26 protein-coding genes and 1 tRNA gene are annotated in these 24,751 nt (G+C 47.1%); 7 read left to right on the top strand and 20 right to left on the bottom strand.

Features of this window, described 5'->3' with window-relative positions:
- Positions 1-126 precede the first annotated feature (126 nt).
- Positions 127-720 carry a Fe-S biogenesis protein NfuA gene (nfuA, locus tag Q0882_RS00655; protein WP_299176609.1) on the bottom strand — a complete coding sequence of 198 codons (594 nt, stop codon included), beginning with the start codon at positions 718-720 and terminating at the stop codon, positions 127-129.
- A 189-nt stretch (positions 721-909) separates the two neighbouring features.
- Between nfuA and Q0882_RS00660 the strand changes: the two genes are divergently transcribed.
- Both Q0882_RS00660 and Q0882_RS00665 read left to right on the top strand, forming a co-directional pair.
- Positions 910-2,238 carry an MATE family efflux transporter gene (locus tag Q0882_RS00660; protein ID WP_299176611.1) on the top strand — a complete coding sequence of 443 codons (1,329 nt, stop codon included), beginning with the start codon at positions 910-912 and terminating at the stop codon, positions 2,236-2,238.
- Positions 2,239-2,318: 80 nt separating this feature from the next.
- Positions 2,319-3,497, top strand: a complete 1,179-nt coding sequence (locus Q0882_RS00665) for a cation:proton antiporter (protein WP_299176614.1) — start codon at positions 2,319-2,321, stop codon at positions 3,495-3,497.
- Here the strand turns inward: Q0882_RS00665 and Q0882_RS00670 are convergent.
- A complete protein-coding gene (locus Q0882_RS00670) occupies positions 3,483-4,484 on the bottom strand; it encodes a glycosyl transferase family protein (protein WP_299176616.1) in 1,002 nt (333 codons plus the stop codon). The two genes, Q0882_RS00665 and Q0882_RS00670, sit on opposite strands and share 15 nt — an antisense overlap.
- 74 nt (positions 4,485-4,558) lie before the next feature.
- Here Q0882_RS00670 and cobS point away from each other — a divergent pair, with 74 nt between their 5' ends.
- From cobS to Q0882_RS00685, 3 genes are all read left to right on the top strand, one after another.
- Positions 4,559-5,329, top strand: coding sequence for an adenosylcobinamide-GDP ribazoletransferase (gene cobS, locus Q0882_RS00675; protein WP_299176618.1), 771 nt, complete (start codon positions 4,559-4,561; stop codon positions 5,327-5,329).
- A gap of 70 nt (positions 5,330-5,399) precedes the next feature.
- Positions 5,400-6,752, top strand: a complete 1,353-nt coding sequence (rlmD, locus tag Q0882_RS00680; protein ID WP_299176620.1) for a 23S rRNA (uracil(1939)-C(5))-methyltransferase RlmD — start codon at positions 5,400-5,402, stop codon at positions 6,750-6,752.
- A complete protein-coding gene (locus Q0882_RS00685) occupies positions 6,718-7,374 on the top strand; it encodes a pseudouridine synthase (RefSeq protein WP_299176623.1) in 657 nt (218 codons plus the stop codon). Before rlmD ends, Q0882_RS00685 begins: the two co-directional genes overlap by 35 nt.
- 12 nt (positions 7,375-7,386) lie before the next feature.
- Here the strand turns inward: Q0882_RS00685 and Q0882_RS00690 are convergent, their stop codons facing one another.
- Genes Q0882_RS00690 through dapA form a run of 3 tightly spaced genes read right to left on the bottom strand, consistent with a single transcriptional unit; the run spans position 7,387 to position 10,669 of the window.
- Entirely contained in the window at positions 7,387-8,337 is a 951-nt protein-coding gene (locus Q0882_RS00690; protein WP_299176625.1) for a D-2-hydroxyacid dehydrogenase, read from the bottom strand.
- A 58-nt stretch (positions 8,338-8,395) separates the two neighbouring features.
- The gene (gene bamC, locus Q0882_RS00695) at positions 8,396-9,781 is read right to left on the bottom strand and encodes an outer membrane protein assembly factor BamC (RefSeq protein ID WP_299176627.1); all 1,386 of its coding nucleotides are present in this window, start codon (positions 9,779-9,781) and stop codon (positions 8,396-8,398) included.
- A 12-nt stretch (positions 9,782-9,793) separates the two neighbouring features.
- Complete coding sequence (gene dapA, locus Q0882_RS00700; protein WP_299176628.1) at positions 9,794-10,669, bottom strand: 4-hydroxy-tetrahydrodipicolinate synthase; 876 nt, start codon at positions 10,667-10,669, stop codon at positions 9,794-9,796.
- Between the two features lie 300 nt (positions 10,670-10,969).
- Between dapA and Q0882_RS00705 the strand changes: the two genes are divergently transcribed.
- Positions 10,970-11,437, top strand: coding sequence for a peroxiredoxin (locus Q0882_RS00705; RefSeq protein ID WP_299176631.1), 468 nt, complete (start codon positions 10,970-10,972; stop codon positions 11,435-11,437).
- Between the two features lie 14 nt (positions 11,438-11,451).
- Here Q0882_RS00705 and Q0882_RS00710 read toward each other — a convergent pair whose 3' ends face one another.
- Complete coding sequence (locus Q0882_RS00710) at positions 11,452-12,528, bottom strand: AI-2E family transporter (protein ID WP_299176634.1); 1,077 nt, start codon at positions 12,526-12,528, stop codon at positions 11,452-11,454.
- Between the two features lie 12 nt (positions 12,529-12,540).
- A complete protein-coding gene (locus tag Q0882_RS00715) occupies positions 12,541-12,777 on the bottom strand; it encodes a sulfurtransferase TusA family protein (RefSeq protein WP_299176637.1) in 237 nt (78 codons plus the stop codon).
- Between the two features lie 99 nt (positions 12,778-12,876).
- Between Q0882_RS00715 and Q0882_RS00720 the strand changes: the two genes are divergently transcribed.
- A complete protein-coding gene (locus Q0882_RS00720; RefSeq protein ID WP_299176640.1) occupies positions 12,877-14,313 on the top strand; it encodes a M48 family metalloprotease in 1,437 nt (478 codons plus the stop codon).
- A 45-nt stretch (positions 14,314-14,358) separates the two neighbouring features.
- Here Q0882_RS00720 and nadA read toward each other — a convergent pair whose 3' ends face one another.
- The 13 genes from nadA to Q0882_RS00785 form a co-directional block, all read right to left on the bottom strand.
- Positions 14,359-15,411 (bottom strand): quinolinate synthase NadA, encoded by a 1,053-nt coding sequence (gene nadA, locus Q0882_RS00725; protein ID WP_299176643.1) that lies wholly within the window; start codon positions 15,409-15,411, stop codon positions 14,359-14,361.
- 674 nt (positions 15,412-16,085) lie between these two features.
- Positions 16,086-16,161: transfer RNA gene (locus Q0882_RS00730), tRNA-Lys, on the bottom strand.
- Between the two features lie 49 nt (positions 16,162-16,210).
- Positions 16,211-16,894, bottom strand: a complete 684-nt coding sequence (gene queC, locus Q0882_RS00735) for a 7-cyano-7-deazaguanine synthase QueC (protein WP_299176646.1) — start codon at positions 16,892-16,894, stop codon at positions 16,211-16,213.
- A gap of 20 nt (positions 16,895-16,914) precedes the next feature.
- Positions 16,915-17,700, bottom strand: coding sequence for a tol-pal system protein YbgF (gene ybgF, locus Q0882_RS00740; RefSeq protein WP_299176649.1), 786 nt, complete (start codon positions 17,698-17,700; stop codon positions 16,915-16,917).
- Positions 17,701-17,703: 3 nt separating this feature from the next.
- Positions 17,704-18,219 carry a peptidoglycan-associated lipoprotein Pal gene (pal, locus tag Q0882_RS00745; protein WP_299176653.1) on the bottom strand — a complete coding sequence of 172 codons (516 nt, stop codon included), beginning with the start codon at positions 18,217-18,219 and terminating at the stop codon, positions 17,704-17,706.
- A gap of 96 nt (positions 18,220-18,315) precedes the next feature.
- Positions 18,316-19,617, bottom strand: coding sequence for a Tol-Pal system beta propeller repeat protein TolB (tolB, locus tag Q0882_RS00750; protein WP_299177410.1), 1,302 nt, complete (start codon positions 19,615-19,617; stop codon positions 18,316-18,318).
- 55 nt (positions 19,618-19,672) lie between these two features.
- Positions 19,673-20,584, bottom strand: a complete 912-nt coding sequence (gene tolA, locus Q0882_RS00755) for a cell envelope integrity protein TolA (protein ID WP_299176656.1) — start codon at positions 20,582-20,584, stop codon at positions 19,673-19,675.
- A 9-nt stretch (positions 20,585-20,593) separates the two neighbouring features.
- On the bottom strand, positions 20,594-21,010 hold the full coding sequence (tolR, locus tag Q0882_RS00760; RefSeq protein WP_299176659.1) for a protein TolR: 417 nt from the start codon (positions 21,008-21,010) through the stop codon (positions 20,594-20,596).
- 15 nt (positions 21,011-21,025) lie between these two features.
- Positions 21,026-21,706, bottom strand: coding sequence for a protein TolQ (gene tolQ / locus Q0882_RS00765; RefSeq protein ID WP_299176661.1), 681 nt, complete (start codon positions 21,704-21,706; stop codon positions 21,026-21,028).
- 210 nt (positions 21,707-21,916) lie between these two features.
- Positions 21,917-22,291, bottom strand: a complete 375-nt coding sequence (locus Q0882_RS00770; protein ID WP_299176663.1) for a TraR/DksA family transcriptional regulator — start codon at positions 22,289-22,291, stop codon at positions 21,917-21,919.
- Positions 22,292-22,430: 139 nt separating this feature from the next.
- A complete protein-coding gene (gene ruvB, locus Q0882_RS00775; RefSeq protein ID WP_299176666.1) occupies positions 22,431-23,441 on the bottom strand; it encodes a Holliday junction branch migration DNA helicase RuvB in 1,011 nt (336 codons plus the stop codon).
- A gap of 10 nt (positions 23,442-23,451) precedes the next feature.
- Complete coding sequence (ruvA, locus tag Q0882_RS00780; protein ID WP_299176669.1) at positions 23,452-24,084, bottom strand: Holliday junction branch migration protein RuvA; 633 nt, start codon at positions 24,082-24,084, stop codon at positions 23,452-23,454.
- Positions 24,081-24,749, bottom strand: coding sequence for a trimeric intracellular cation channel family protein (locus Q0882_RS00785; protein WP_299176672.1), 669 nt, complete (start codon positions 24,747-24,749; stop codon positions 24,081-24,083). Before Q0882_RS00785 ends, ruvA begins: the two co-directional genes overlap by 4 nt.
- Positions 24,750-24,751 lie beyond the last annotated feature (2 nt).

The following is a 24,751-nucleotide window of genomic DNA, read 5'->3' on the forward strand; positions in this document are numbered from 1 at the left end:
AATGCTTTCGTATGGGAGTTACTATTCTTTTTGCGGGAGTCTTTAAGCTTATAGCAGTATCTATTTCCTCAGACAATTAAAAAAGGGGAAATAACATTCCCCTTTCTTGTACAGGTAAGCATAAGGCTACTTGTAATAGGCCTGATCGGTCACACTATGGTCGGTGATATCTCTTACACCAATCACTGACTCAATTCGCTCAACCAACGTTGCTTCAACACCATCTTTAAGCGTCATATCAACAGCACTACAACCCTGACAGCCACCACCAAATTGCAACACCGCAATATGCCCATTCTCCTCTTCAACCACTTCCATCAACTTAACCTCACCGCCATGTGATGCAAGACCTGGATTGACTTCAGAATAGAGAATGTAGTTTATCTGTTCTTCCACCGGACTATCAGCTGATACCTTAGGCACTTTTGCATTTGGTGCTTTAATGGTGAGCTGCCCACCCATACGGTCTTTTGCAAAATCGACCAATGCCTCTTCGAGATATGGGACACTCGTGTTTTCAATGTAAAAACGAAGCGTCGGTAGCTCCAGAATCTCATCATCTTCGATCACTTCATCTGGTCGACAGTACGCCAGGCAAGTTTCAGCATAAGACGTACCAGGCTGAGTAACAAACATGCGTACAGCCATGCCTTCAACATCCTGCTTTGACAGGAGTTCAACTAAATATTCTTCTGCCGTTTCAGTGACGGTAATGTTCATACTTTGCCCTGTAATAAATAGCTCAAAATAATCTTGCTAATAGGATACACTCAAAATAATCCCGAGTAAATTGATCAACTATTAAACAACAAACTTAGTTTTTAAGAAGCGCGTCAACCTGACAACCCTCTCAAATCCCCACACAGGGTCATATTTTCTGCTAGAATCTCGCTTTTTGTCGTAGCTAATATGCCTGTACTCAGCCGTCAAAAAACCATTCTGGCAATCGGCCTGCCGATTATTGCGGGGATGCTATCTCAAAGCGTATTGAATCTGATCGATGCAGCCCTTGTTGGTCAACTAGGTGAGGCCTCACTAGCGGGCGTTGGAATTGGAAGCTACGCCAATTTTGTCGTCATCAGTCTTATTCTGGGAATTTCCTCTGCTGTACAGACTCTGGTAGCCCGCCATCGCGGGGCGGGTGATTTAAAATATGCGGCTACCCCTGTTAACTGGGGCGTTCTCCTTTCTTTTCTAATCGCATTGCCACTGAGTGTTTTATTTATCAGCTATTCAGAAAGCATTGTCAGCACCATGTCTGATAATTCTGCTGTACAAGATATTGCTGCGTCCTATTTCGATTACCGTACCATCGCAATGCTTGCCGTGGGCCTGAACTTATCATTCAGAGGTTGGTGGAATGGAACAAAACGCCCGGTCATTTATTTTAAAGTTCTCCTCTTCACACACCTTCTGAATGTCATTGTCAGTTATTGTCTGATCTTTGGTGAATTTGGGCTACCTCGCTTAGGAGCTCCCGGAGCAGGACTCGGTAGCGCCATCGCGCTTTATTCCGGCGCCATACTCAATGCAATTCTGGTCTACAGAGATGCTAAGACTGAGGGATTACTGCAGTTCAATTTAACCCGGCCTTATGCCCTACGCCGCGTAATCAGACTCGCGCTGCCACACTCCCTGCAACAGCTATTCCTCTCCCTGGCGATCTGTATTCTTATCTGGATCATCGGACAACTCGGCACAGATGAACAAGCGATAGCTCATGTACTGATAAACCTGTCACTTTTTTTAATCTTGCCAGCCGTCGGTCTTGGCGTAGCCTCAACATCACTCGTCAGCCATGCCCTCGGAGAAGGTAGCCTGCAAGAGGCCAAACGATGGGGCTGGGATGTGGTTAAAACAGCCATGGGGGTTATGCTATTTCTCAGCCTACCACTCTGGCTATTCCCTGAAATAATCCTAAGTATATTTCTGCAATCAACCAGCTTGATAGAACAAGCCTCTCTACCCCTTCAGTTAACTGCATTAGCGATCTCTCTGGACGCAGCTGCGATCGTGCTGACCCAATCACTGTTAGGGGTGGGCGCCAATAAAACAGTTTTAATGATTTCAACAATTGGCCAATGGGCATTCTTCCTGCCTTTAGCCTGGTTATTTGGACCCGTTCTCGGCTTTGGCTTACTGGGAATTTGGATCGTTCAGGTTATTCACAGATCACTCTCTTCTGTAATTTTTGTCCGAATCTGGTCACAACAACACTGGCAGAAAATTAAAGTTTAAGATTCTTTAGATAACCACTGGAATTGAATCTCAATCAGAGATATTGGTATATTGGTTTAAACACTTGCAGGGATATATAAATGGCTGATCAGTCACTGGTTTTTTCATTCTTCTTGATCTTCACCGGTGCAGCTATTGTTGCCTCACTAGCTTTGTACACTCGTCAACCCCTCCTAGTCGCATACATTGCTCTGGGCGCCCTGTTAGGCCCCTATGGCATGACGATGGTTTCAGACACACAACTACTCTCTGAGATCTCACATATAGGTATTATCTTTTTGCTGTTTCTGCTCGGACTGGATATGCAACCGTCCCATCTGCTGCATATGCTGAAAAAAGCCACTTTGGTGGCAATAGGTAGTTCGTTAATCTTTTTTGCATTGGGCTACTTTGTCGGGCTGGCATTCGGTTACACCCAAACTGAGAACATGATCATCGGTATAGCCGTTATGTTCTCCAGTACCATCATCGGCATAAAACTGCTTCCCACTACAGTGCTGCACCACCGCCATACTGGGGAGCTGGTCGTAGGACTTCTTCTGTTACAGGATATTATCGCCATTATGGTTCTGCTGTTTCTTTACAGCGGAACAGGTGAAGGTAGCAGTAGTGATGCGATGGCGCAATTTGCAAAAACTGTTGCAGCACTTCCCATCATCATTCTGGGCGCATTTGTATTTGTGAAGTATGTATTACTGAAACTGATTCAAAAATTTGACCGGTTCCATGAGTACATTTTTCTCTTAGCCATTGGCTGGTGTCTGGGCTTAGCTGAAATTGCTAACCTGTCGGGTCTCTCTGCTGAAATAGGTGCTTTCGTCGCTGGCGTATCGATCGCGACCAGCCCGATAGCGCAATATATCGCAACCAGCCTCAAGCCTCTGCGAGACTTTTTCCTGATTCTGTTTTTCTTCTCTATTGGGGCCAGTTTCAATCTGGGACTGGTAGGAGAGATCGCTGTTCCAGCGGTAATCCTTGCGCTGCTTGTGCTGATCGTGAAACCTGTTGTGTTCCGCTTTTTACTCAGTCGAATCAGTGAATCACCATCTCTTGGATGGGAGGTTGGATTTCGATTAGGGCAGATCAGTGAGTTTTCACTCCTGATAGCCTATATCGCCACAAGTGCTTTAATGATCGGTGAAGAGGCCTCACATGTCATTCAAGCCACTGCCATCCTAACCTTCCTTCTTTCAAGCTATGTAGTGATCTTCAACTTCCCATCGCCTATAGCCGTTTCAGACAAACTAAGACGAGATTGATCCGCACCAATCAATATTACGGCGATCCCATAGCTGGCGAGCTTTATTAAGCAGCCCTTTTGGATCGCCCTCCTCTCCCAACAGTCTGAGCACTACCGCCATCGTTGAGATAATAGCCTGTACACCATATTCATGCGTTGACTCACCCCTCCACACTTGCACCAGCACCTGTGGATCCAACTGTTCCTCTTTTACAAAGCGTTTTTCAACAACACGCTGCCATTCATATTCGTTCAAGACCTCTCCCTCCACCCATTGAAGCAAGCATTCAGCATCTGGTCTTATCTCTGCCTCCCCTCCGTCCCCTTTCATTGTCAGGTTACGTTGAATACCGAGCAACTGAGCTGCTTTCTGATGCATCGGGCCATAGGGTGGATGGAATACTCCATCTATACTTGCAGGCGCCTGAGCAGGATTGAGCATTCGACAGAGCGTATGCACAGGTGATCTGAGCCCAAGTACAGGCCTAAGCTGAATAATGTCACCCAATGGCGGGCAAAAACTATCAACCGACATATAAGCAAAATTTATCCGTTCAAGCTCCGTTTCAACCCGTGCCCAGGAATCACAAGGTGTCAGACTGAATAGCGACAACATATCCTCTACATAGATCCGCCCCGGAGTATGGCCTTTAGAACCATGCATAAATATTCGATAACCATGGCTTGCCAGGCAGAATGCTACTAACAGAAACCAGGTATGACGTCGTTTTTTGCCAGCATAGGTTGACCAGTCAAGATCTACATGGATCTCTCTCCCCACTGCATACCGGCTTTTCACTGCATCAGCAAAGCCTGCCAGCTCCTCGGGTGCTTCCTCTTTAACACGCAACAGCATCAGAAAAGCGCCTAACTGCTCGGGTCGCACCTGCCCATCCAGGATCATACCCATCGCTTCCTCAGCCTCTGCTCGACTTAATGAACGGGTACCATTCTTTCCTTTCCCCAGAATACGTACAAAAGGGGCGAATTTATGCTCTTCAATCATGGGTAGAATTAACCTTGTCCTTAGCTTAAGGAATCAATAGAGTAACGGCTTATCATCATCGGATATCAAGTTTAATGAAATCACACCCTCATCAGCTACATCTTTTTTTAAATGCGTTAGCCTATTTCACACGCATTAAGGTACCTGAGTGGGTTGAATTCTCTGTAGAGAATCAGGCAAATTCACTAAAGTATCTACCCTGGGTCGGCCTTATCGTCGGCCTACTATCAGCGACGGCCTATATTCTTTGCTCATTCCTGTTTACTCACGAAATTGCCATTATCTTAGCGATGGTAACCTGCATATTGATTACCGGTGCGCTTCATGAAGATGGCTTAGCGGATTGTTGTGATGGTTTTGGTGGGGGGTGGGATAAGTCGCAGGTCCTCAAAATCATGAAGGACTCACGCATTGGAACCTATGGCACCCTGAGCCTAATTGCAGTATTCGCACTGAAGTACCAGTCCCTGTCTTCAATTGAAGATACAGTCAGCATTCTGATCACCGCTCAAGTTATCAGCAGGATATTTCCTCTTTGGATTGTCTCGCAGAACATTTATGCAGGACGACAGGAACAGAGTAAATCAGCTGAGATAATCAGTCGATTTAATACCTCAGACCTTATGATTGCGAGCATTCCAGGGATCTTTTGTCTTTTATTACTGCCAATCAGTTTCATAAGCGTTCTATTACCCTGCTTCCTTCTCAATCTGTGGCTTAGTCATTATTTTAAGAAACGGATTGGAGGCTATACTGGGGACTGCCTGGGTTGCAGCCAGCAACTAACTGAAGTCACCCTCTACCTCTGGATCTGCTTACCACTGTTTACTCCTCTCATTCATTAACACGCGCTCAACTACACTTAAAAGTCCGCTTTCTGATAATATTGCGCCCTAATTCCTCCGGTAGCCCGTTATGAAAAAAAGCAAAAGCCTCTTCGCTCGCCCTATCAAGTCAAAAAGCAGGTCCAATAAATCTTTCGAGTATCCAGAACTACTAAACATCGAAGGGATGAGCCATGAAGGACGTGGTATTGCGAAGCACGAAGGCAAAACCATTTTCGTCGCCGGAGCCCTACCTGATGAGCAAGTAAAGTATCAGGTCGAGACAAAACACAGGCGTTTTGATGAAGCCACCTGCATAGAAGTGATAAAAGCTTCTCCAGACAGAACAGACCCTAAATGCAAACATTATGATCAGTGTGGAGGGTGTGACCTCCAACACTATGATCACAATGTACAGATCACAACAAAGGAAAAACTGGTACTAGATCAGCTATCCAGATTAGGTAAGTTTTCACCTAAAACGATCGAAAGAGCAATAACCAGCCCTAGTTGGCAGTATCGACGCAGCTGCCGTCTCGGTATTAACCAACTCAAACGTGATGGCAGCCCCATTGTTGGTTTTCGCCGGCGCGGCAGCAATAAACTAACATCAATCACAGACTGCCCCGTACTTGCCGAACCTCTCAACAAAGTTCTTAAGGGCTTACCACCGCTTCTAGAATCTGCAGAGTCCTTCAAAGAGATCACCCATGCCGAACTTAGCTTAGGTGATCATGAGGGCGCGATGACACTAAGAGTTAAGAAACAACCTTCGAAAGAGCTGTGCGAACAACTCAACACCCTGGCAACTAATCTGGGTTTTAAACTCTACCTGGATTTTGGCGATCACTCAGAGGCGTTCGAAGAGGAAGCTACACTAGGCTATACCCATCAAACGTCTGGGACGCAGATCCGGTTCCAGCCTGGTGACTTCATACAGGTTAACGCCAGTGTAAACCAGCAGATGATTGATCGCGCTATCGAGTGGCTCGAACTGACAGAATCCGATCGCGTGCTTGACCTTTTCAGTGGCATCGGCAATTTCACCCTGCCGATCGCTACCACCGCGGCCTCCGTTGTCGGTGTTGAAGGCGTTGAAGATATGGTTGAACGTTCCAGAGAGAATGCAGAGCTTAATCAGTTGCCTAACTGTAGTTTCTATCGTGCTGACCTGAGCAAAGACCTCACAGCAATGCCCTGGTATAAACAGGGGTTTAACAAGATCCTTCTTGACCCTCCGAGAACGGGCGCATTAGAGATCATCCAACAACTGGAACAGCATAAAGCGGAATATATCCTTTACGTTTCCTGCAACCCCGCCGCGCTGGCGCGTGATGGCGCAGAACTTATCCGGCAGGGATACACCGCTGAACGCTTTTGTGTGATGGACATGTTTCCACAGACATCACATGTTGAATCGCTCATCCTATTCAGAAAAGCCTAATATGATTGAGATTGTCTACAGCGATGACAACCTTGTGATCGCCAATAAACCCTACGATATGTTATCTGTCCCCGGACGGGGAGAAGAGAAGCAAGACTGTTTGTGGCGTCGCGTTCAACAGCAATTTCCCACCGCACGCATTGTTCACCGATTGGATTATGCAACCTCAGGGCTGATTGTGCTGGCACTCACACTTGAGGACCAACGCTCTTTGAGCAGAAGCTTTCAGGAGCGGCTGACTGAGAAACGTTATCAGGCGATTATTAGCGGCACCCCAGATAATACCAAAGGAAGCATAGAGCTCCCTCTACGTTGCGATTGGGAGAACCGGCCACTGCAGATCGTTGACTTTGAACAGGGCAAATCTGCACTGACCCACTGGGAAGTCATCGGTCAGGACACGCATGGAACGCGTGTTGCGCTAACACCAGTAACGGGACGGTCACACCAACTTCGAGTTCACATGCAAGCGATGGGTCACCCGATCGTTGGTGATCGCTTTTACGCGCCAGAGAAAATTGTCTCACTCTCACCACGACTACTGCTTCACGCCGAAACCTTATCACTCCCCCACCCAAAAACAGGAGAGATAATGACGTTTAAGGCAAGCAGCCCATTCTGATCTGGAATATTATCAAACCGTACGAACCGTTTCTCCATGACAGAACGCCGAAATATTTTCTGCGGTCTGAGCAATCACTCGGGTACGCGCTTCTACGCTCCCCCACGCGATATGAGGTGTAATCAGAAGATTGGGGAGTGATGCATCGATAAGAACATTTCCCTCTTTAGGCGGTTCGGTTGTGAGCACGTCTGTCGCAGCAGCAGCGATCTCCCCATCGGTCAACGCTTCTACTAAGGCGGGCTCATTGACGATCCCACCACGGGCCGCATTAATGAGAAAAGCACTGCTCTTCATATGCTTAAAAACATCACGGTCAAATAAGTTCTCAGTTTTCTCAGTAAGCGGGCAGTGGAGTGAAATTACATCGGCCTGCTGAATTAACTGCTCAAATGTCACTCGACCTTTTTGAGGTACCCCTTCACTCCCAATTCGCTGCGAAACGATCACATCCATGCCAAAAGCCTCGGCAATTCGGGCAACGCCTCGACCCAAATTACCATAACCAACAATACCTAGTGTACGACCTTTAAGCTCTGCTATCGGATGATTAAAAAAACAAAACTGATCAGAGCGCTGCCACTCACCCTGCCTTACATCTTGTACATAACCCAACAGGTTCGTATGAAGAGCGAGGATCAGTGACCAGACATGCTGAACAACTGAATCAACGCCATAGGCCACACAGTTCGAGACCGGTACTCCCCGTTTAAGGGCAGCGTCCTTATCGACAACATTGGTCCCTGTTGCGAGCACACAGATGTACTGCAACCGGTCCGCATTAAGAATGACATCTTCAGAAAGCGCTGTCTTATTCGTAATAACGATATCAAACCCACGGATGCGGTCAGCCACATCATCTTCTGAGGTCAACTCATAACAAACAAGTTCAGAAACAACATGTTCAATCGGTGAAAGATCCAGTGTTTCCAGACCTTTCAAATCAAGAATTACGGCACGCATAATCGATCCCAAAAAAAGAAAAAGGGCCTAAAAAGGCCCTTGATTAAAAGCAGTATGGTTAACCTCTTGGAAGGTTCTCTTTAACCTCCCAGAGAATCTCCTCAGCTACAATCGCAGGTGCTGAAACACCATCCGCGGTCAACACACTCAGGAAAATACCATTACGTGTTCTGATCATCTTCAGCTGATACTGGCCGGTATGCTCAAACTTACCTGTTGACTGGTTGTAGACACCGGAATCACCTTCCCCGAAGACGTAGATCGCTTTGCCCGCAAACCAGATCTTATAGCCCTGCTTGTTACCCTCATCTTCTGGATCGATCAGGGAATCCTTAACATCCCCCTCTTTGACCCCCTGAAGGTAAGCAGCCGTTTTTCCAGAGGTGTACTTAATGCCATTAGGATCTTCATCCCCCAACCCCAAAGCTGCCGAGATAGAACTGGTATCTAATGTAATTTCACCACGATCAGAGTGCAGCCATTCAAAGAAACCCATCTCTTCAACATTCTCAAAAGGTGTCGAGGTAGTGTAGGTCATATAGAAATAGCCGGTATCTGGGTTACGTGTTCCCACATCCATATCCGCCTTATCCAAGGCACGACTTACTTCGTTCCAGGCGGTTTCGATATCTGCATCAAGCTTTAATACAGGATTACCACGGGAATCACGCCCCAGCTGGTTGCCTACGCGACGCTTCTCTTTGAAGGCCATCAGAGTCTGTGCACTCCGCTCACCCGAAGATTTACCCAGATAGCGAAGCATCTCAAACATCATGTCTGATTTATAACTAACATCACGAGAGCTTTCACTCCAATCAATAGCAGCTACATCATCATCTGCAGCAAAGCGAACATGCTGCATAGATATCGCAGTACGGCCGTCTTCGCCGACAACCGGCTTGAGGCTAACCTTAAGCTTGTCCTTAGTTGGTCCGGGGATATCCTGGAATGTCAGGCGCTTAACCCAAGTATCTATAAAACTAAACTCTTTCGCTTCGTGGTAGATCCACTGAGTTTCCATCTGCCCCTGACGCGGATCAGATTTGGCAATATCAATACCATTAAACTGCCAAAACTCCTGAAGTTTTACCCAAACGCTGGTGATACCTTCATCCACAACGATCAGCTTTTCACCCGCTTCACGCTTTAAACTAACTGATTCGCTACCCGCTTCTGCGTAAAAGAACTCGGGTCTCGGCACGATAAAATCACCAGTCCGTGCGGTAGCAACCTGACTAATTTCAGGTACTTTCAATGTATCTTCAGTGCGCTTAGCATCCAGGTGAGTCGGAATTTCCAGGCGCTTACCCTGTTCTGCCAACTCATAGTCCTGGCTACGGTCACGAACAATACCTTGCTCCCCATAGATTGGGTTATCTTCAATGACACTGCAGCCGGAAATCAGCGTGCCTGTTACAACTGTTACAGATACAATTTTTTTCATTTCTAGAATCGCTTAGATAATTTCACAGCTACGCATTGCATCACGAACTACATCGTGACATTCATCAGCCAATACCGTTAATGGAAGACGAATACCTAATCCCATAAGACCCATTTCAGCCATCGCCCATTTAACAGGGATCGGATTGGCCTCAACAAACAGTTTCTCATGCAGTGGCATCATTCGATTATTCAATGCTCGTGCCTCATCCGCTTTACCGGACATAGCAAGGTCACACAACTCAGACATTTCAGCTGGCGCAACATTGGCAGTCACAGAAATATTGCCTTTACCACCACCGATCATCAGCTCAACAGCCGTTGCGTCATCACCCGAATAAACCGCAAAATCTGCCGGTACTTTTGCAATCAGATCCAATCCTCTGGGTACATCACCCGTTGCCTCTTTTATTCCGACAATATTAGGCAGTGCAGTCAGACGAACCACAGTCTCAGTCTGCATATCACAAGCAGTTCGACCCGGAACGTTATAAAGAACCTGTGGAATATCCACCGCTTCAGCAATTGCTTTGAAATGCTGATACAAACCTTCCTGGGTAGGCTTGTTGTAATAAGGAGTAACCAACAGGCAGGCATCAGCACCTACTTTTTTAGCTTCAGCCGTTAATTCAATCGCTTCTGATGTCGAATTCGCACCAGTACCGGCGATAACTGGAATACGTCCAGCAACACGCTCCACAACACGTTTGATAACCTGGCAGTGCTCATCGCAGTTAAGAGTTGCGGATTCACCGGTGGTGCCCACAGCGACGATAGAATCAGTGCCCTTCGCCAGATGCATATCGACCAGTTTGTCGAGATTTTCCCAATCGACTTCACCGTTAGAATGCATAGGGGTAACGAGAGCAACAATGCTGCCAGTAATCATTTTATTCTCCATGAGATATATATCAGGTTGAGCAAAGGACAAAACTACTCTGCCCTATCACTTATTACAACCTTAAAACTTGTCTAATACCGCTCTAGCTATATGAAATCACTGTTTTTTTGCTGAAAACTATAACTGTATATCAGCACCAGCAATGGATTCATACAGACCGATCAATCTGCTTTATTTCGATAATACCGACTCACTTAAAATCTAAATCAGATCTGGTATCGTATTTAGGGTCGTTATTCTATACGATTTTGCACTTTGTTGAGTAGCCATCATCACTAAGGAATTACTATGAGCAGCGTTTCTATCAATCAAACGGTACCCTCTTTTACCGCGCAGGCCACAAGTGAACACACGGTTTCCCTTGAAGAACTGAGGGGAAAGAATGTTGTTATCTATTTCTATCCAAAGGACAGCACACCAGGATGTACGACGGAGGGACAGAACTTCCGCGACAGCATTGATCAGTTTCAGGACGCTAACACAGTCATATATGGCGTTTCCAGAGACAGCTTACGTGCGCATGAAAACTTTAAAACGAAACAATCCTTTCCTTTTGAGCTGATCAGCGACCCTGAAGAGGAACTTTGTAAGTTGTTTGATGTGATCAAACTTAAAAAGAACTACGGTCGTGAGTATATGGGGATCGAACGCTCCACCTTCCTGATTGATAGCGAAGGCGTTCTCAAACAGGAATGGAGAGGCGTTAAGGTTAAAGGCCACGTGGATGAGGTGCTTACAGCAGCTCAGGCCCTTTAACTATAAAGGCGGTGTTAAGCACCGCCCTCTTCTGCCGTAACCTGTTGCACCTTTGGCCAGGCGCTAACAATCGCTTTGAACAGTGTTGCCAGAGGGATCGCAAAGAACACTCCCCAAAACCCCCATAACCCCCCAAAAACTAAAACAGCCACAATAATTGCAACAGGGTGGAGGTTAACCGCTTCAGAAAAGAGCAATGGCACCAACACATTACCGTCAAGCGCCTGAATAATGCCATACGCAATCATCAGGTACATGAACTCACCGCTCCAACCCCACTGAAAAAAGGCGATCAATGCGACAGGCAGAGTTACCAGCGCAGCCCCTATGTAAGGGATCAAAACCGACAGTCCCACCAAAATCCCAAGCAGCGCAGCGTAGTTAATACCCAGAAAGATAAACGTTACATAGGTAACCGCACCCACCACGACGATCTCAATCACCTTGCCACGGATATAGTTAGCGATCTGATCATCCATCTCAGTCCAGACTTTTGTCATCATCTCCCTTTTTTCGGGCAGGAATGACACCCACCAATGGGTTAAAGAAGCACCATCTTTCAAAAAGAAGAAAACAAGGATAGGCACCAACACCAGATAGATAAGCAGGGCGATAATGCTAGTAATTGAGTTGAGGGAGAACGTTAAAACCCACTGTCCCATCTGCGACAGTTCAGCCGCCGCAAGATTGATTAGCTCCAGAATTCGCGCCTCAGAGATAAATTCGGGGTAGCGCTCCGGCAACAGTAGCAGCACTGCCTGAATCTCAGAGAGAATCCGGGGTAACTCATTAAACAGTGTCGCCGCCTGCTTCCACGCCAAGGGCATTACGATCAGCAAAAGAGCTGCCAATGCGCCAACAAAACCCACAAAGACCAGAACGACTGATAGCAGGTGCGGCACTTTGAGCTGCCTGAGTCTATTGACCCCCCCCTGCATCAAAAAGGCCAGGATTATACCTGCGAAAACTGGCGCAAGAGCCTGCCCCAAGGTCAGTATAACTAGCAGAGCAACGCCCAACAGGACGAATAGAAGCAGCGCTTCCTCGTCAGAAAAATATCGCTCTATCCACTTCGAAAATATCTTACGCATTTGAACGACTATTTAACCTCGTTTAATAAAGTACGTGTATGGCTCTTTATCAGTGAACGATTGCAGCAGTTCGTGGTCAGACTGATCAGTAAAAGCTTTGAAATCTCTAATTGATCCACTATCTGTCGCTATAACTTTTAACACTTTCCCTGTTGTAAGCTTATTAAGTGCCTGTTTCGCTTTTAGCAATGGCAAAGGGCAATTTAAACCAGTGGCATCCAGAACTTCATCAAAAGGGAATTCAGACATTAACTTTTCTTAACGTAATTTATGTTGTCGTTATCAATCAAGTTCAGCACTATATAACATAATTGTTTGTATTAGCACGGGCTTTTTCGGATACCAAATATGTATAAGCCAGTAATATCCTGTTTCATTGCATGCTTACTAACCCTCTACTCTCTATCCAGTAAGTCGGAATCGCAGCTACCCAGTATCGGAGGTAGTGGTTATAGCGTCCTCTCACTGCAGAAAGAATATCAGTTGGGAAGAGCCTGGGTGCGAATGCTAAGAGGGAGTGCACGTATCTATGAAGATGCATTTGTTAGTCAGTACATAGAAGACCTCACATGGAGTCTGGTGACTCACAGCCAACTTACAGACAGACGTCTGGAGATATTGGTACTGGATAATCCAAGCGTTAATGCTTTTGCTGTTCCGGGGGGAGTAATAGGCGTCCATACAGGGCTCCTGTTAACCGCTAAGAATGAAGCACAGCTCGCTTCCGTACTTGCTCACGAATTAGCACATTTAAGCCAACGACATTTTGCAGCGCAGTTAGAGGAGCAACAAAGAAACCGCCCATTTCATCTGGCTACGATTCTGGGAAGTATCCTGCTAGCCGCTGCAGATCCGGAAGCTGGAATTGTAGGCCTTCAATCCTCTATGGCTGCATCTGCTGCGAATAAATTGGCATTCAGTCGACAAAATGAGCGTGAAGCGGATTATATCGGGATGCAGACACTCACTAGTTCCGGCTATCCTCCCATAGCTATGGCGAATATGTTTACGGAACTACAAAAACAGGCACGTTTCAGCCGGGTTCCTCCTGAGTTTCTTCTGACCCACCCTGTCACCCAATCACGCATATCCGATGCATTAAATCGGGCTGAAAGCATTCAGGGAAAAACTCCCCGTTTGAATTCAATCGAATTCAACCTAGTAAAGGCCCGTATCCAGGCAAACTATTCAAAAGACCTTCCACAACTTCTGAAAAAATATCAAGAAACCCAAAAGTTGGGTGATAACGACTCTATACGATATGCGATAGCTATTACGGCTATTAAAGCGAAGAGCTACGCTTTGGCTGCGCAGAACATTAACTCATTTAGCCCAGCCTTCAGAAGCTCTCTGCCTGGGCGCCTGCTGCAGGCCGAGTTAGAGCTAGCCAAAGAGAAGTATAAGAAAGCAGTTACACAGCTTGAAAAGCTGGTGCGGCTCTACCCAGGCAGCCATGCAGTCAGCTACCTCTATGCTGATGCCCTGCTCCGTAATAACCAACCGAGACAAGCCTCGCGTGTTTATAGACAGCTGATTGAGCATAATCCGAACGATAGTCGTGCCTGGTATCTACTTGCGGAGTCATACGGCCTTGAGGGGAATATCGTCGGTGTTCATGAAGCTCGTATTGAATATTTTCTTTTAACTGCGAATATCGACAAAGCATTAAGGCAGCTTGATTTTGCCTTAAGGGAGAAAACGCTTACATCCAGTGAAAAAGCTAGGCTTGAACAGCGTAAAGAAGATGCCCTCCAGATCCGTGAGTCATTAAAGCTAGATTATTAAAGATACAAAAAAGCCCACCGGAGTGGGCTGCATTTGAACACGTTATTACTTATTCAGATTGGCTGAAAAATCCAACATCCTCTGCAGAGGCCGGCGAGCATCAACAACCAGCTTCTCATCAACGTGAATCTCATCCCGGCCCGTTTCAAGCGCATGTAAAACACTTTCAAGGCCATTCATGGCCATCCAGGGACAGTGTGCACAGCTACGGCATGTAGCTCCAGAACCCCCGGTAGGCGCCTCAATAAACTGTTTACCTGGTGCCGCCTGCTGCATCTTGTAGAAGATCGCCTTATCAGTAGCCACAATGAACTGCTCATTCGGCAGATCTCTTGCTGCATTGATAATCTGAGTGGTTGAACCCACCGCATCCGCGATCTCAACAACTGAATCTGGCGACTCTGGATGAACCAGAACGGCGGCATCTGGATAGACGTTTTTAAGATCCAGGATCCCTTTCGCCTTAAACTCTTCATGTACGATGCAGGAACCATCCCACATCAACATCTCAATACCGGTCTGACGCTGAACATAAGTTCCCAGATGTTTATCAGGTGCCCAGATAATCTTTTTACCCTGATCAGCAAGGTGCTCAACCACCTGCAGCGCGATACTGGAAGTTACAACCCAATCAGCTCTGGCCTTAACTGCAGCGGAGGTATTCGCATAAACAACGACTTCATGATCCGGGTGCTGGTCACAGAAAGCGGAAAATTCGTCAATGGGGCAACCGATATCCAAGGAGCATGTCGCCTCAATGGTAGGCATAATCACCTGCTTCTCCGGCGTCAGAATTTTTGCAGTTTCACCCATGAATTTCACGCCTGCAACTACGAGAGTACTGGCGGAATGAGCATTACCAAAACGAGCCATCTCCAGAGAGTCAGAAACACATCCGCCGGTCTCATCAGCCAACTGCTGAAGAATCGGATCGGTATAGTAATGCGCAACCAGGCATGCATCCTTCTCAATCAGCAACTGTTTGATACGCTGCTTATAATCCTGAGCCTGCTCGATAGTCATATCCAGCGGCAGATGTTCTTTTGCAAAATGCTCCTGTATTAGGATGCGATCCGAAATATCCTGTTTGCTCAACATGTGATGTTATTACTCATAATTCTCGCGTGGGGAGCGGACCTACTCACCGATTGCTTAGGCCGCGCTACCATCCGAAACACTGTCAAATGGAAGAGGTTGCATATTATACCACAGCAGGAGAAAACGTAACGGGCCACATTATCAGGCAGGCCTATATCCTGAAACGGGCATAAAAGACAAATGTATATCCGAATACAGCAACACACTGATGACCACTAGCGATAATAGACTGCTGAGAAATGAACCATGGACGACTCTCATCCTATACTCAACGCAGTATCGTTCAGGCATAAAAAAACCAGCTCAATGGCTGGATTCTTTAAGTGGTGGGTCATATAGGATTACTATGCCCTTTGGGCCAGTGTCGCAGGCTCCACTGTTTTCTGCGGGCTGCGCCCTTCGAATCGAACCTCCCTTCGGGGACGGTTCTCATCCTATACTCAGCGCAGTATCGTTCAGGCATAAAAAAACCAGCTCAATGGCTGGATTCTTTAAGTGGTGGGTCGTATAGGATTACTGTGCCCTTTGGGCCAGTGTCGCAGGCTCCACTGTTTTCTGCGGGCTGCGCCCTTCGAATCGAACCTCCCTTCGGGGACGGTTCTCATCCTATACTCAACGCAGTATCAGTATCGTTCAGGCATAAAAAAACCAGCTCAATGGCTGGATTCTTTAAGTGGTGGGTCGTATAGGATTCGAACCTATGACCAATTGGTTAAAAGCCAACTGCTCTACCGACTGAGCTAACGACCCTCACTGAGAGCGCGTATTCTACGCACCCCCGATGGTAATGCAAGCAAATTTATTGATAGCGAGTAGGATCTTTTAGGCCCGCATCCTCAAAGCCTTTTGCCCGGAGACGACAGCTATCGCACACACCACAAGCACGACCATTATCATCTGCCTGATAGCAGGATACTGTGAGCCTGTAATCGACACCCAGCGCCGTGCCCTTCTGAATAATCTGCTCTTTTGTCAGGTCAATCAGCGGCGTTTCGATCTTGATCGGATCCCCACAAACACCTCGTTTTGTGGCTAGATTCGCCATAGTCTCGAAAGCAGCGATATACTCAGGACGACAATCCGGATACCCCGAATAATCGACAGCATTCACTCCGATAAAAATCGCGTCAGCTTCCAGTACCTCAGCCCACCCTAACGCAAGCGACATAAACACCGTATTTCTTGCGGGCACATAGGTTACCGGAATCTCCTCAGTCTCTTCCTCCGGTACTTCAATACTGTGATCCGTTAACGCTGAGCCACCAAAGTCCTCAAGATGTAATCTGATGACCCTGTGCTCCTTGGCATTTTGCTGAACTGCAATTTTTTTTGCCGCATTTAATTCGGTCAGTGACCGTTGACCATAATCAAAACTGAGAACGTAACACTCATAACCCGCATCAGATGCGATTGCCAGTGCTGTTGCAGAATCTAAACCACCAGACAGCAAAACAACTGCTTTATTAGCAGCACTTTTATTCATCACTATTACCAGGTATTAACTTATTGCAGACGTTTGAACTCTTTCGCAAGACGAACCGCGGAAGAATCCGGATATTTATTGATTACGAGATCGAGGTATTCCAAAGATTTCGTACGATCCCCTAACTGATCGTAGACGATACCTAACTTATAGGCAGCATCCGGAGCCTTACGGTGATCTGGAAATTGGGTCACAACCTTTACGAAAGATTCGCGCGCTAACTCGGGCTTCTGTTCGGCCAGATAGATCTCACCCAGCCAATAGTGCGCATTTACAAGCCTTGCGCTCTGAGGATAGTCTTTTACAAAGGCGGTAAAAGCCTCGATCGCTTTTGGGAAATTCCGCTCGCGAACCAGCCCAAAGGCTTCTTTGTAGGCTTTAGCATCACTTGGAGTTGCATCAGCTTGCACTAAAGAGGCTTGATTGGAGCTGACAGCAGCCGGATTAGAGGTACTAGAGGAAGCGGATAACGAAGAGCCTGCCGGTGCAACCACCCCGCCTTGCTGTACAGATGAGAGACGGCGATCCAGATCCCTGTAGCGATCCAGCTGCTGCTGCTCCATCTGTTTAAGTCGATAGCCCTGCTGTTCTAACTGACCACGAAGGGATCGCACCTCATCCTGAAGCTGCTGAACAATCAGCATCAACTCAGTGCTACCCGTAACTGATCCAGCAGGCGCAGCCACTTGATATCGGTTTGAACTAGAACCAGCCCCGAGCTCGATCACCGGGACCTCTTCAGCAGCAACATTAGCGCTGATGAACAGCGCTAATGCCGATGCAACTAATGCATTTGCTGAAGTCATAAATTAACGAGTTACGTACTTCAGTTCTACACGTCGGTTCTGGCTCCAGCTGGCTTCGCTGTGACCCAGAATTGCTGGTTTCTCTTCACCAAAGCTAACGGTTTCGATCTGAGAAGCCGATGCGCCATTAACCTGCATGAAGCGAGAAACCGCTTTGGCACGGCGCTCACCCAGTGCGATGTTATATTCACGAGTACCACGCTCATCAGCATGGCCTTCCAGAACAACTTGCGCAGAAGGGTTAGCAGCCAGATAAGTAGCATGCTTTTCCAGATCAGAAAAACCTGCGGCTTTAACTACAGATTTGTCAAAATCGAAATAGAAAACAGTCTGTAGATTTGCCACATCTGTCATAGAAGAGCCACTTAAACCAGACCCCTGGCCCACACCCTGAGTTGTACCTGAGTCAGTACCGTCAGTTGAACCCGTGCTGCTGGATGTACCAGATGTACTACAACCTGCCACCCATGCTACGGATAAAGCCAGTGCAACTGCTTTAGTTACGTTGGAAGCTCGCATTGATCACTCCTGTAATTTGCTGGTTTTCCCAGCAAGCAAAATATTATTAAAAGCCGCCATGTCCAAGTCTGAACATAAGTTAATGTCTATAAACATTTATTGCAAGTAGGGACTCCAAGCAGGCTCCCTGACATCTCCACTGGCAGAAGGCAAAATAAAGCGTACATTGCCATCCAGAGACACTCCACCGAGCACCCCTTTAACCCCTTTTTGAGTAGCATAAAGAATTAAACTGCCATTTGGTGCAATAGTTGGAGATTCATCAAGATAAGTATCGGTCAGTACATCGACTCGTCCTGATTTAAGATCCTGCACTGCAATATGAAATACGTTATCAATACCACGATGTACCATCGCCAGGAAGCGACCATCCTGCGTCAATCGACCACGAGAGTTATAATTCCCCTCATAGGTGAGGCGCTCTAACTGGCGAGTCGGCAGATGGATGCGGTAGATCTGTGGCAAACCACCCCGATCAGATGTAAAGATCAACGACTGGCCATCCGGTGACCAGGAAGGCTCCGTATCAATTCCATAATGATGAGTGATACGTGCCAGATTTCGTGAACGGAGATCCAGTATATAGACTTCCGGGTTTCCATCTTTTGACAGTACCAGCGCCAGTCTATGACCATCAGGTGACCAGGCAGGAGCACCATTCAGACCTCTGAAAGACTGAATTTTTTCCCGCTTTCCAGTTGCTAAATACTGGATATAGATTGCTGGCTTACCACTTTCAAAGGACACATATGCCAGCTTTGAAGCATCTTTAGACCAGGCAGGCGACATCAAAGGCTCACTCTGCTCCCTAATAGTTACTGGTCGCGCACCATCAGAATCTGCCATTTTGAGCCGGTATCTTACCTTACCCTCACCGAACTGCTGCGCCGTCACATAGACAATCCGCGTTGAGAAAGCACCCCGAATACCAGTCAGTTTTTCATACACCATATCTGAAATATAGTGAGCGATATCCCGCAAATTATTCAGAGAGCCAGAGACACGTTCAGCCAGCAACTGCTGCTCCTTCAACACATCATATAGCTCAAACTCGACCTTGATCTGTCCATTTTCAGCGGGCAACTGACGACCAATTACTACAAACTCAGTTTTACTTACCCGCCAGTCACGGAAGAACAGCTGCTCTCTGGAGGAGGGAAAACTGAGCATATTTCGACGATCCATCATTGAAAACAACCCGGTCCGACCCAGGTCATTGGAAACGATCTGCGCAATATCCTCTCTGAGCGCTGCACTTCCATTCCAGGAAAAGGGAACGACCGCGACGGGGGTTGGCTCATCAATCCCCTGGGTTATTTCAATAGCCAGATCACCATTATCAGCCTGAACCGACAGGGTCAGAAACAAGGCACTAAATGCTAAAAATCTACTCACCATCTGTTTCAAAATGATCTCCCTTTACTTTTATACTCATGCAGCAAACCAGCTGGCACTAATTTCGTAAATCTTCAGGTCGGAATCTCAAAATACGTTTCCGGAAATAACGATCAAAAACAACCGAATCCATATTGCGTAGTTTTTCAAACACCTGTACACGATCAATCGCACGTAATGCATCATTATCGAACCGTGCGTCGCCACTGGATTTTGAAACGTAACGATCATTCACCCTTCCTGAAGGCAAAAGGTGGATCGTAACCTCTACCACCATACCGTTTCTTGCAGAGGGAGAACGTCGCCAGTTACGCGTAATCATATCTACAATATATGCTTCATAACTCGCTGCCGCTGCCCTTTGTTCCTCTGCTGCAATCGCAGCCTCTTCTTCAGCCAGAGCTTGTTGTAAAGCTGCATTAGCAGACGCCTGAGCTGCTGCTTCCTTAGCCGCTTTAGCTTTGGCATCAGCTGCTTTCTTTCTGGCGATCTCTTGCTGACGTTTTTTCTCCGCAGCTTTCTTCCTGGCTACTTCAGCTTTGCGCTTTTTCTCGGCCGCTGCTTTCTTTCTGGCCACCTCTTGCTGACGTTTTTTCTCCGCAGCTTTCTTCTTGGCTACTTCAGCTTTGCGCTTTTTCTCGGCAGCCGCTTTCTTTCTGGCCACCTCTTGCTGACGTTTTTTCTCAGCCGCCTTTTTCTTGGCAACTTCCTGTTTACGCTGATTCTCTTTACGATTTTTTTCAGCTTCAGCTTTTCGTATCTGCTCGGCCTTGTTTCTGGCTTTAGCCTCAGCGGCCTTCACTTTCTGGGCTTTATGTGTTGTCAGATCAACAATCTGCGCCTGAACATGACGCGGCACTTTACGGTCTGAATCTTTGTGATCAAACCAACTCTGCGCCAACAGTCCGACGACAACCGCGTGCAGAGCTATAGCCAGAATAGTGGGTAAGAGGTAACTACCTACGCGCAAAACCGATTCCTACTCAGTCACCAGGCCGACACTAGGTGCACCCGCCTGCTGCAATAAAACCATCAGCTGCACGACCTTGTCATAATCAACATTACGATCACCTCTGACCAATAGCATTTTCCTTGGATTACTGGCCAAAATTTTTGCAACACGCTCCTCAACAACCTCAGCCTCAACAGGAACTTTAGGGTCGCCACCCACATCGATGTAATACCGCCCCTCTGCGTCCACTGTCACAATTACCGGCTCATTATCACTATCATCTACAGGTTCGGCAGAGGCTTTAGGTAGCTCAACATTCACCCCTTGAGTCAACATCGGAGCGGTGATCATAAAAATCACCAATAGCACCATCATGACATCGATATACGGAACAACATTGATATCTGCATTGAGCTTACGTTTTTTCTTATGCCTTCTAATCACAGGTCACACCCAACATTAGTGAGAGGCATGCATACGGCGATGCAAAATCGATGAAAATTCATCCGCGAAGGTCTCATAGTTACCCAGCAGGTACTCCACCTGAGCGGAATAACGGTTATAAGCAATAACGGCAGGAATGGCTGCAAATAAGCCTATCGCTGTAGCAATCAGGGCCTCTGAAATGCCCGGAGCTACCGAAGCCAGGGTAGCCTGATGCACATTGGCTAAACCCCTGAAGGAGTTCATAATCCCCCAGACCGTTCCAAACAGGCCAATATAAGGACTGGTTGAACCCACTGTTGCAAGGAAAGGGAGGTGGCGTTCTAGTTTATCCTCTTCACGGGCAAGAGCGACTCTCATACTGCGCTCAACACCGTCCATAACGGAATCAGGATCAAAGCCACTCTGTTGTGTCAGACGAGTATATTCTTTGATTCCAGCACGAAAGATATTTTCAGCACCACAATCCGAATTAGGCTCATGATTAATCTCACGGAATAGCTGACCCAGGTCCACACCTGACCAGAACCGATCTTCGAAGCTCCGCAGAGAGCGTCTCGCCTTCGACAAAACAGCCTGACGCTGGAAGATCATAATCCAGGAAAGTACCGATGCGAGTAATAACATAAGCATAACCAGTTGCACGACTAAACTAGCATTTGCAACCAGACTCCAGATCGACATTTTTTCGACCACAGTTCCTTCCTCTAAAGATCGTAAGCCAAGCGTAAATAATCCGAACTCTGACCTGTCAAAGACGTAAAAGTTCACGCTTTTTCAGAAACCAGAAATAAAGGCACAACAATAACAGTCACGGTGATTAATACAAGTGAAAAACCAGCCACAAGGGCTGGTCTTATCAGGGCATGATAGGAGGCTATCTAGAAGAGTTTCAGGGCGTTGAAGCTAAGCAGATTTTTGTAAAACCGCCTCATGAGCTGACTGGCAACGAATACAGCGAGACGCAGTCGGGCAGGCTTTTAGTCGACTCAGCTCGATCTCTTCTGAACAGTCTGTACAAAAACCAAAATCACCTGTCTCAATCCGTTTCAGAGCAGTAACGCACTCCGCGATCTCCTCATCATGCCGAGACAATGTTTCAACATTAATCATCAGATCGACAACAGCCTCAGCTTCTTCAGCCGAATCATGCACCCCCTGAGACTGGGGTTCAATCTGATGCTGAAACTCATTATTCGCTTCAGTACGCAACTGGTCTAACAATGTAAGCAGCTCTGCCTTAATAGCAGATATTTCAGAGAGATTTAGACTAACCGTCATGGCATTACCCGTTCTTTTTTTATTTGTTATCTTAGATAACAGGCATCTTAGACGGTCAGCCTCCTATTTCACGTTGATCGCGGTCACTCAGTGAAAAAAAACCTGCTTTCTAAAAGGTTTATTGATCTGAGTCGCCTTTCTACTCAGCTCCAGGCTTAGCTATGCCGAAATGACGGTAAGCATGATCAGTCACGACCCGTCCTCGTGGCGTCCTCATAATAAACCCCTGCTGGATAAGATAGGGTTCGAGTACATCCTCAATCGTATCCCGCTCTTCACTAATTGCTGCCGCCAGACTCTCTACTCCGACCGGACCTCCCGCAAACTTTTCAATCAGTGTCAGTAACATCCGCCGATCCAGATGATCAAAGCCGTGATGATCAACATTCAGCATATTCAGTGCTTTGTCCGCGATATCATTATCGATCAAACCATCCCCTTTAACCTCAGCGTAGTCACGCGCCCGTCTCAGCAGACGATTTGCGATACGCGGAGTACCTCTGGAGCGCTTAGCCACCTCTCGAGCACCATGATCATCGATCTGCGTTCCAGACAAACCCGCTGAACGTGAAACAATACTGGTCAGATCATCGACATTATAAAATTCAAGGCGCTGGACGATCCCGAAACGATCACGTAGCGGTGATGTTAACAGGCCCGCCCGGGTCGTTGCTCCGACAAGAGTAAAAGGGGGAAGCTCAAGCTTGATCGAGCGGGCCGCAGGACCTTCACCGATCATAATATCCAACTGGTAATCCTCCATCGCCGGATAGAGCACCTCTTCAACATTTGGGCTTAAGCGATGAATCTCATCAATAAACAGAACATCATTAGGTTCGAGGTTCGTCAACAAAGCCGCCAGATCACCCGCTTTTTCAAGCACGGGTCCTGACGTTGTTTTAATCTCAGATCCCATCTCATTTGCAATAATATTCGCTAGCGTTGTTTTCCCAAGGCCCGGCGGACCAAAGATCAACGTATGATCTAACGCTTCATTACGCATCTTCGCGGCCTGAATGAAGATCTCCATCTGTTCGCGCACCACCGGCTGACCAACATAGTCTTCCAGGCTTTTAGGGCGGATCGCCCGATCCTGCGCTTCCTCTACAGGATTACTTAACGGAGAAATAAAACGATCTGCTTCAATCATAATCCAGCCTTTATCCGACCATCGATTTCAATGAGTGGCGAATAAGCTCTTCACTCGTTGCCGCACTACCCAGAGACTTGAACACCTGTTCAACCACTTTAGTGGCCTGCACCGGCTTGTACCCCAAAGCTATCAATGCACTTTCAGCTTCCTGACGAGCATCATTAACCGGCTCAAAAGAGGCCATATCGGGGCCATCAGCAGCCGATAACTGAAACTCACTGGAAATCTCAAGCCCAAGCGCCTTAATCTTATCTTTCATTTCGACAATCAAACGTTCCGCAGTTTTCTTGCCAACACCGGGTAGCTTAATCAGTGACGCTGTATCACCGTCATTCACACATCGGACAAATTCTGCGGTGGATATTCCCGATAAGATAGTGATCGCAAGCTTAGGACCAACACCGTTCGCCTTAATCAGCGTACGAAACAGCGAACGCTCCTCCCGGTCATAAAACCCATATAGAAGCTGAGCATCCTCCCTGACTACAAAATGCGTAAATAGCGTCACACCCGACCCAACTTCAGGCAGTTGATAGAAGGTGTTCATCGACGCTTCAACCTCGTACCCTACTCCCTGCACATCTATAACCAGCTGAGGCGGAAGCTTTTCTATCAGTTCACCTTTTAGTCGACCTATCACTTATTCTTTCCTTTTTTTACTTTTTCCAGCTTATGCCCGGCAACAATAAATTCAGGCAACCTGAGATCTGCAAACATCGCCGACATGCGTAAAACGAAAATGATCATCATCGAGGTGATCGCTACGATCTGTCCTGGCATGTACTCATCAAAGACGATATAGAAAATCGCTCCAGCCAGAGCACAGGTCGCATATAGTTCGCCATCCCTGGAGAGGATCAAAGGGATCTGACCGGTCAAAATATCTCGAATCATCCCACCCGCACAACCGGTGACAACCGCCATCATTACAACGATCAGCGCAGGCAGATCCATAGCCAGTGATTTCTGCGCCCCTAATACTGCAAATAGCGCCAGACCCGCTGCATCCAGAATCAGCAACATCCTTCTGGGATACTGCACGTACCGACAGACAACGAACGCTACCACAGCTGAGATGATGGCTGTCCAGAGATATGCCGTGTCTGCAATCCAGACAACGGGATGAATATCTAAGGTAATATCCCGAATCGTCCCCCCACCCAGAGAGGTCACGATCGCAAGCACTACCACGCCTAAAATATCCAGACGCTTACCCTGAGCGGCCAGAGCACCCGCTGTAGCGAAAACAGCCACCCCGATCAGGTCAGCCATATAGATAAAATCTTGATAACTTGCTTCTGTCATAT

It is taken from the genome of uncultured Neptuniibacter sp., assembly GCF_947498015.1.
Classification (GTDB): Bacteria; Pseudomonadota; Gammaproteobacteria; order Pseudomonadales; family Balneatricaceae; genus Neptuniibacter.

Coding starts and splice junctions, on each gene's coding strand:
- pal (WP_299176653.1), bottom strand. CDS start 18,219: ATGCGAGCTTCCAACGTAACTAAAGCAGTTGCACTGGCTTTATCCGTA.
- Q0882_RS00770 (WP_299176663.1), bottom strand. CDS start 22,291: ATGACGGTTAGTCTAAATCTCTCTGAAATATCTGCTATTAAGGCAGAG.
- Q0882_RS00705 (WP_299176631.1), top strand. CDS start 10,970: ATGAGCAGCGTTTCTATCAATCAAACGGTACCCTCTTTTACCGCGCAG.
- ruvB (WP_299176666.1), bottom strand. CDS start 23,441: ATGATTGAAGCAGATCGTTTTATTTCTCCGTTAAGTAATCCTGTAGAG.
- bamC (WP_299176627.1), bottom strand. CDS start 9,781: ATGAAAAAAATTGTATCTGTAACAGTTGTAACAGGCACGCTGATTTCC.
- nadA (WP_299176643.1), bottom strand. CDS start 15,411: ATGTTGAGCAAACAGGATATTTCGGATCGCATCCTAATACAGGAGCAT.
- Q0882_RS00710 (WP_299176634.1), bottom strand. CDS start 12,528: ATGCGTAAGATATTTTCGAAGTGGATAGAGCGATATTTTTCTGACGAG.
- Q0882_RS00720 (WP_299176640.1), top strand. CDS start 12,877: ATGTATAAGCCAGTAATATCCTGTTTCATTGCATGCTTACTAACCCTC.
- dapA (WP_299176628.1), bottom strand. CDS start 10,669: ATGATTACTGGCAGCATTGTTGCTCTCGTTACCCCTATGCATTCTAAC.
- Q0882_RS00665 (WP_299176614.1), top strand. CDS start 2,319: ATGGCTGATCAGTCACTGGTTTTTTCATTCTTCTTGATCTTCACCGGT.
- Q0882_RS00685 (WP_299176623.1), top strand. CDS start 6,718: ATGTTGAATCGCTCATCCTATTCAGAAAAGCCTAATATGATTGAGATT.
- queC (WP_299176646.1), bottom strand. CDS start 16,894: ATGAATAAAAGTGCTGCTAATAAAGCAGTTGTTTTGCTGTCTGGTGGT.
- cobS (WP_299176618.1), top strand. CDS start 4,559: ATGAAATCACACCCTCATCAGCTACATCTTTTTTTAAATGCGTTAGCC.
- Q0882_RS00660 (WP_299176611.1), top strand. CDS start 910: ATGCCTGTACTCAGCCGTCAAAAAACCATTCTGGCAATCGGCCTGCCG.
- ybgF (WP_299176649.1), bottom strand. CDS start 17,700: ATGACTTCAGCAAATGCATTAGTTGCATCGGCATTAGCGCTGTTCATC.
- Q0882_RS00715 (WP_299176637.1), bottom strand. CDS start 12,777: ATGTCTGAATTCCCTTTTGATGAAGTTCTGGATGCCACTGGTTTAAAT.
- Q0882_RS00690 (WP_299176625.1), bottom strand. CDS start 8,337: ATGCGTGCCGTAATTCTTGATTTGAAAGGTCTGGAAACACTGGATCTT.
- tolB (WP_299177410.1), bottom strand. CDS start 19,617: ATGGTGAGTAGATTTTTAGCATTTAGTGCCTTGTTTCTGACCCTGTCG.
- Q0882_RS00785 (WP_299176672.1), bottom strand. CDS start 24,749: ATGACAGAAGCAAGTTATCAAGATTTTATCTATATGGCTGACCTGATC.
- nfuA (WP_299176609.1), bottom strand. CDS start 720: ATGAACATTACCGTCACTGAAACGGCAGAAGAATATTTAGTTGAACTC.
- Q0882_RS00670 (WP_299176616.1), bottom strand. CDS start 4,484: ATGATTGAAGAGCATAAATTCGCCCCTTTTGTACGTATTCTGGGGAAA.
- rlmD (WP_299176620.1), top strand. CDS start 5,400: ATGAAAAAAAGCAAAAGCCTCTTCGCTCGCCCTATCAAGTCAAAAAGC.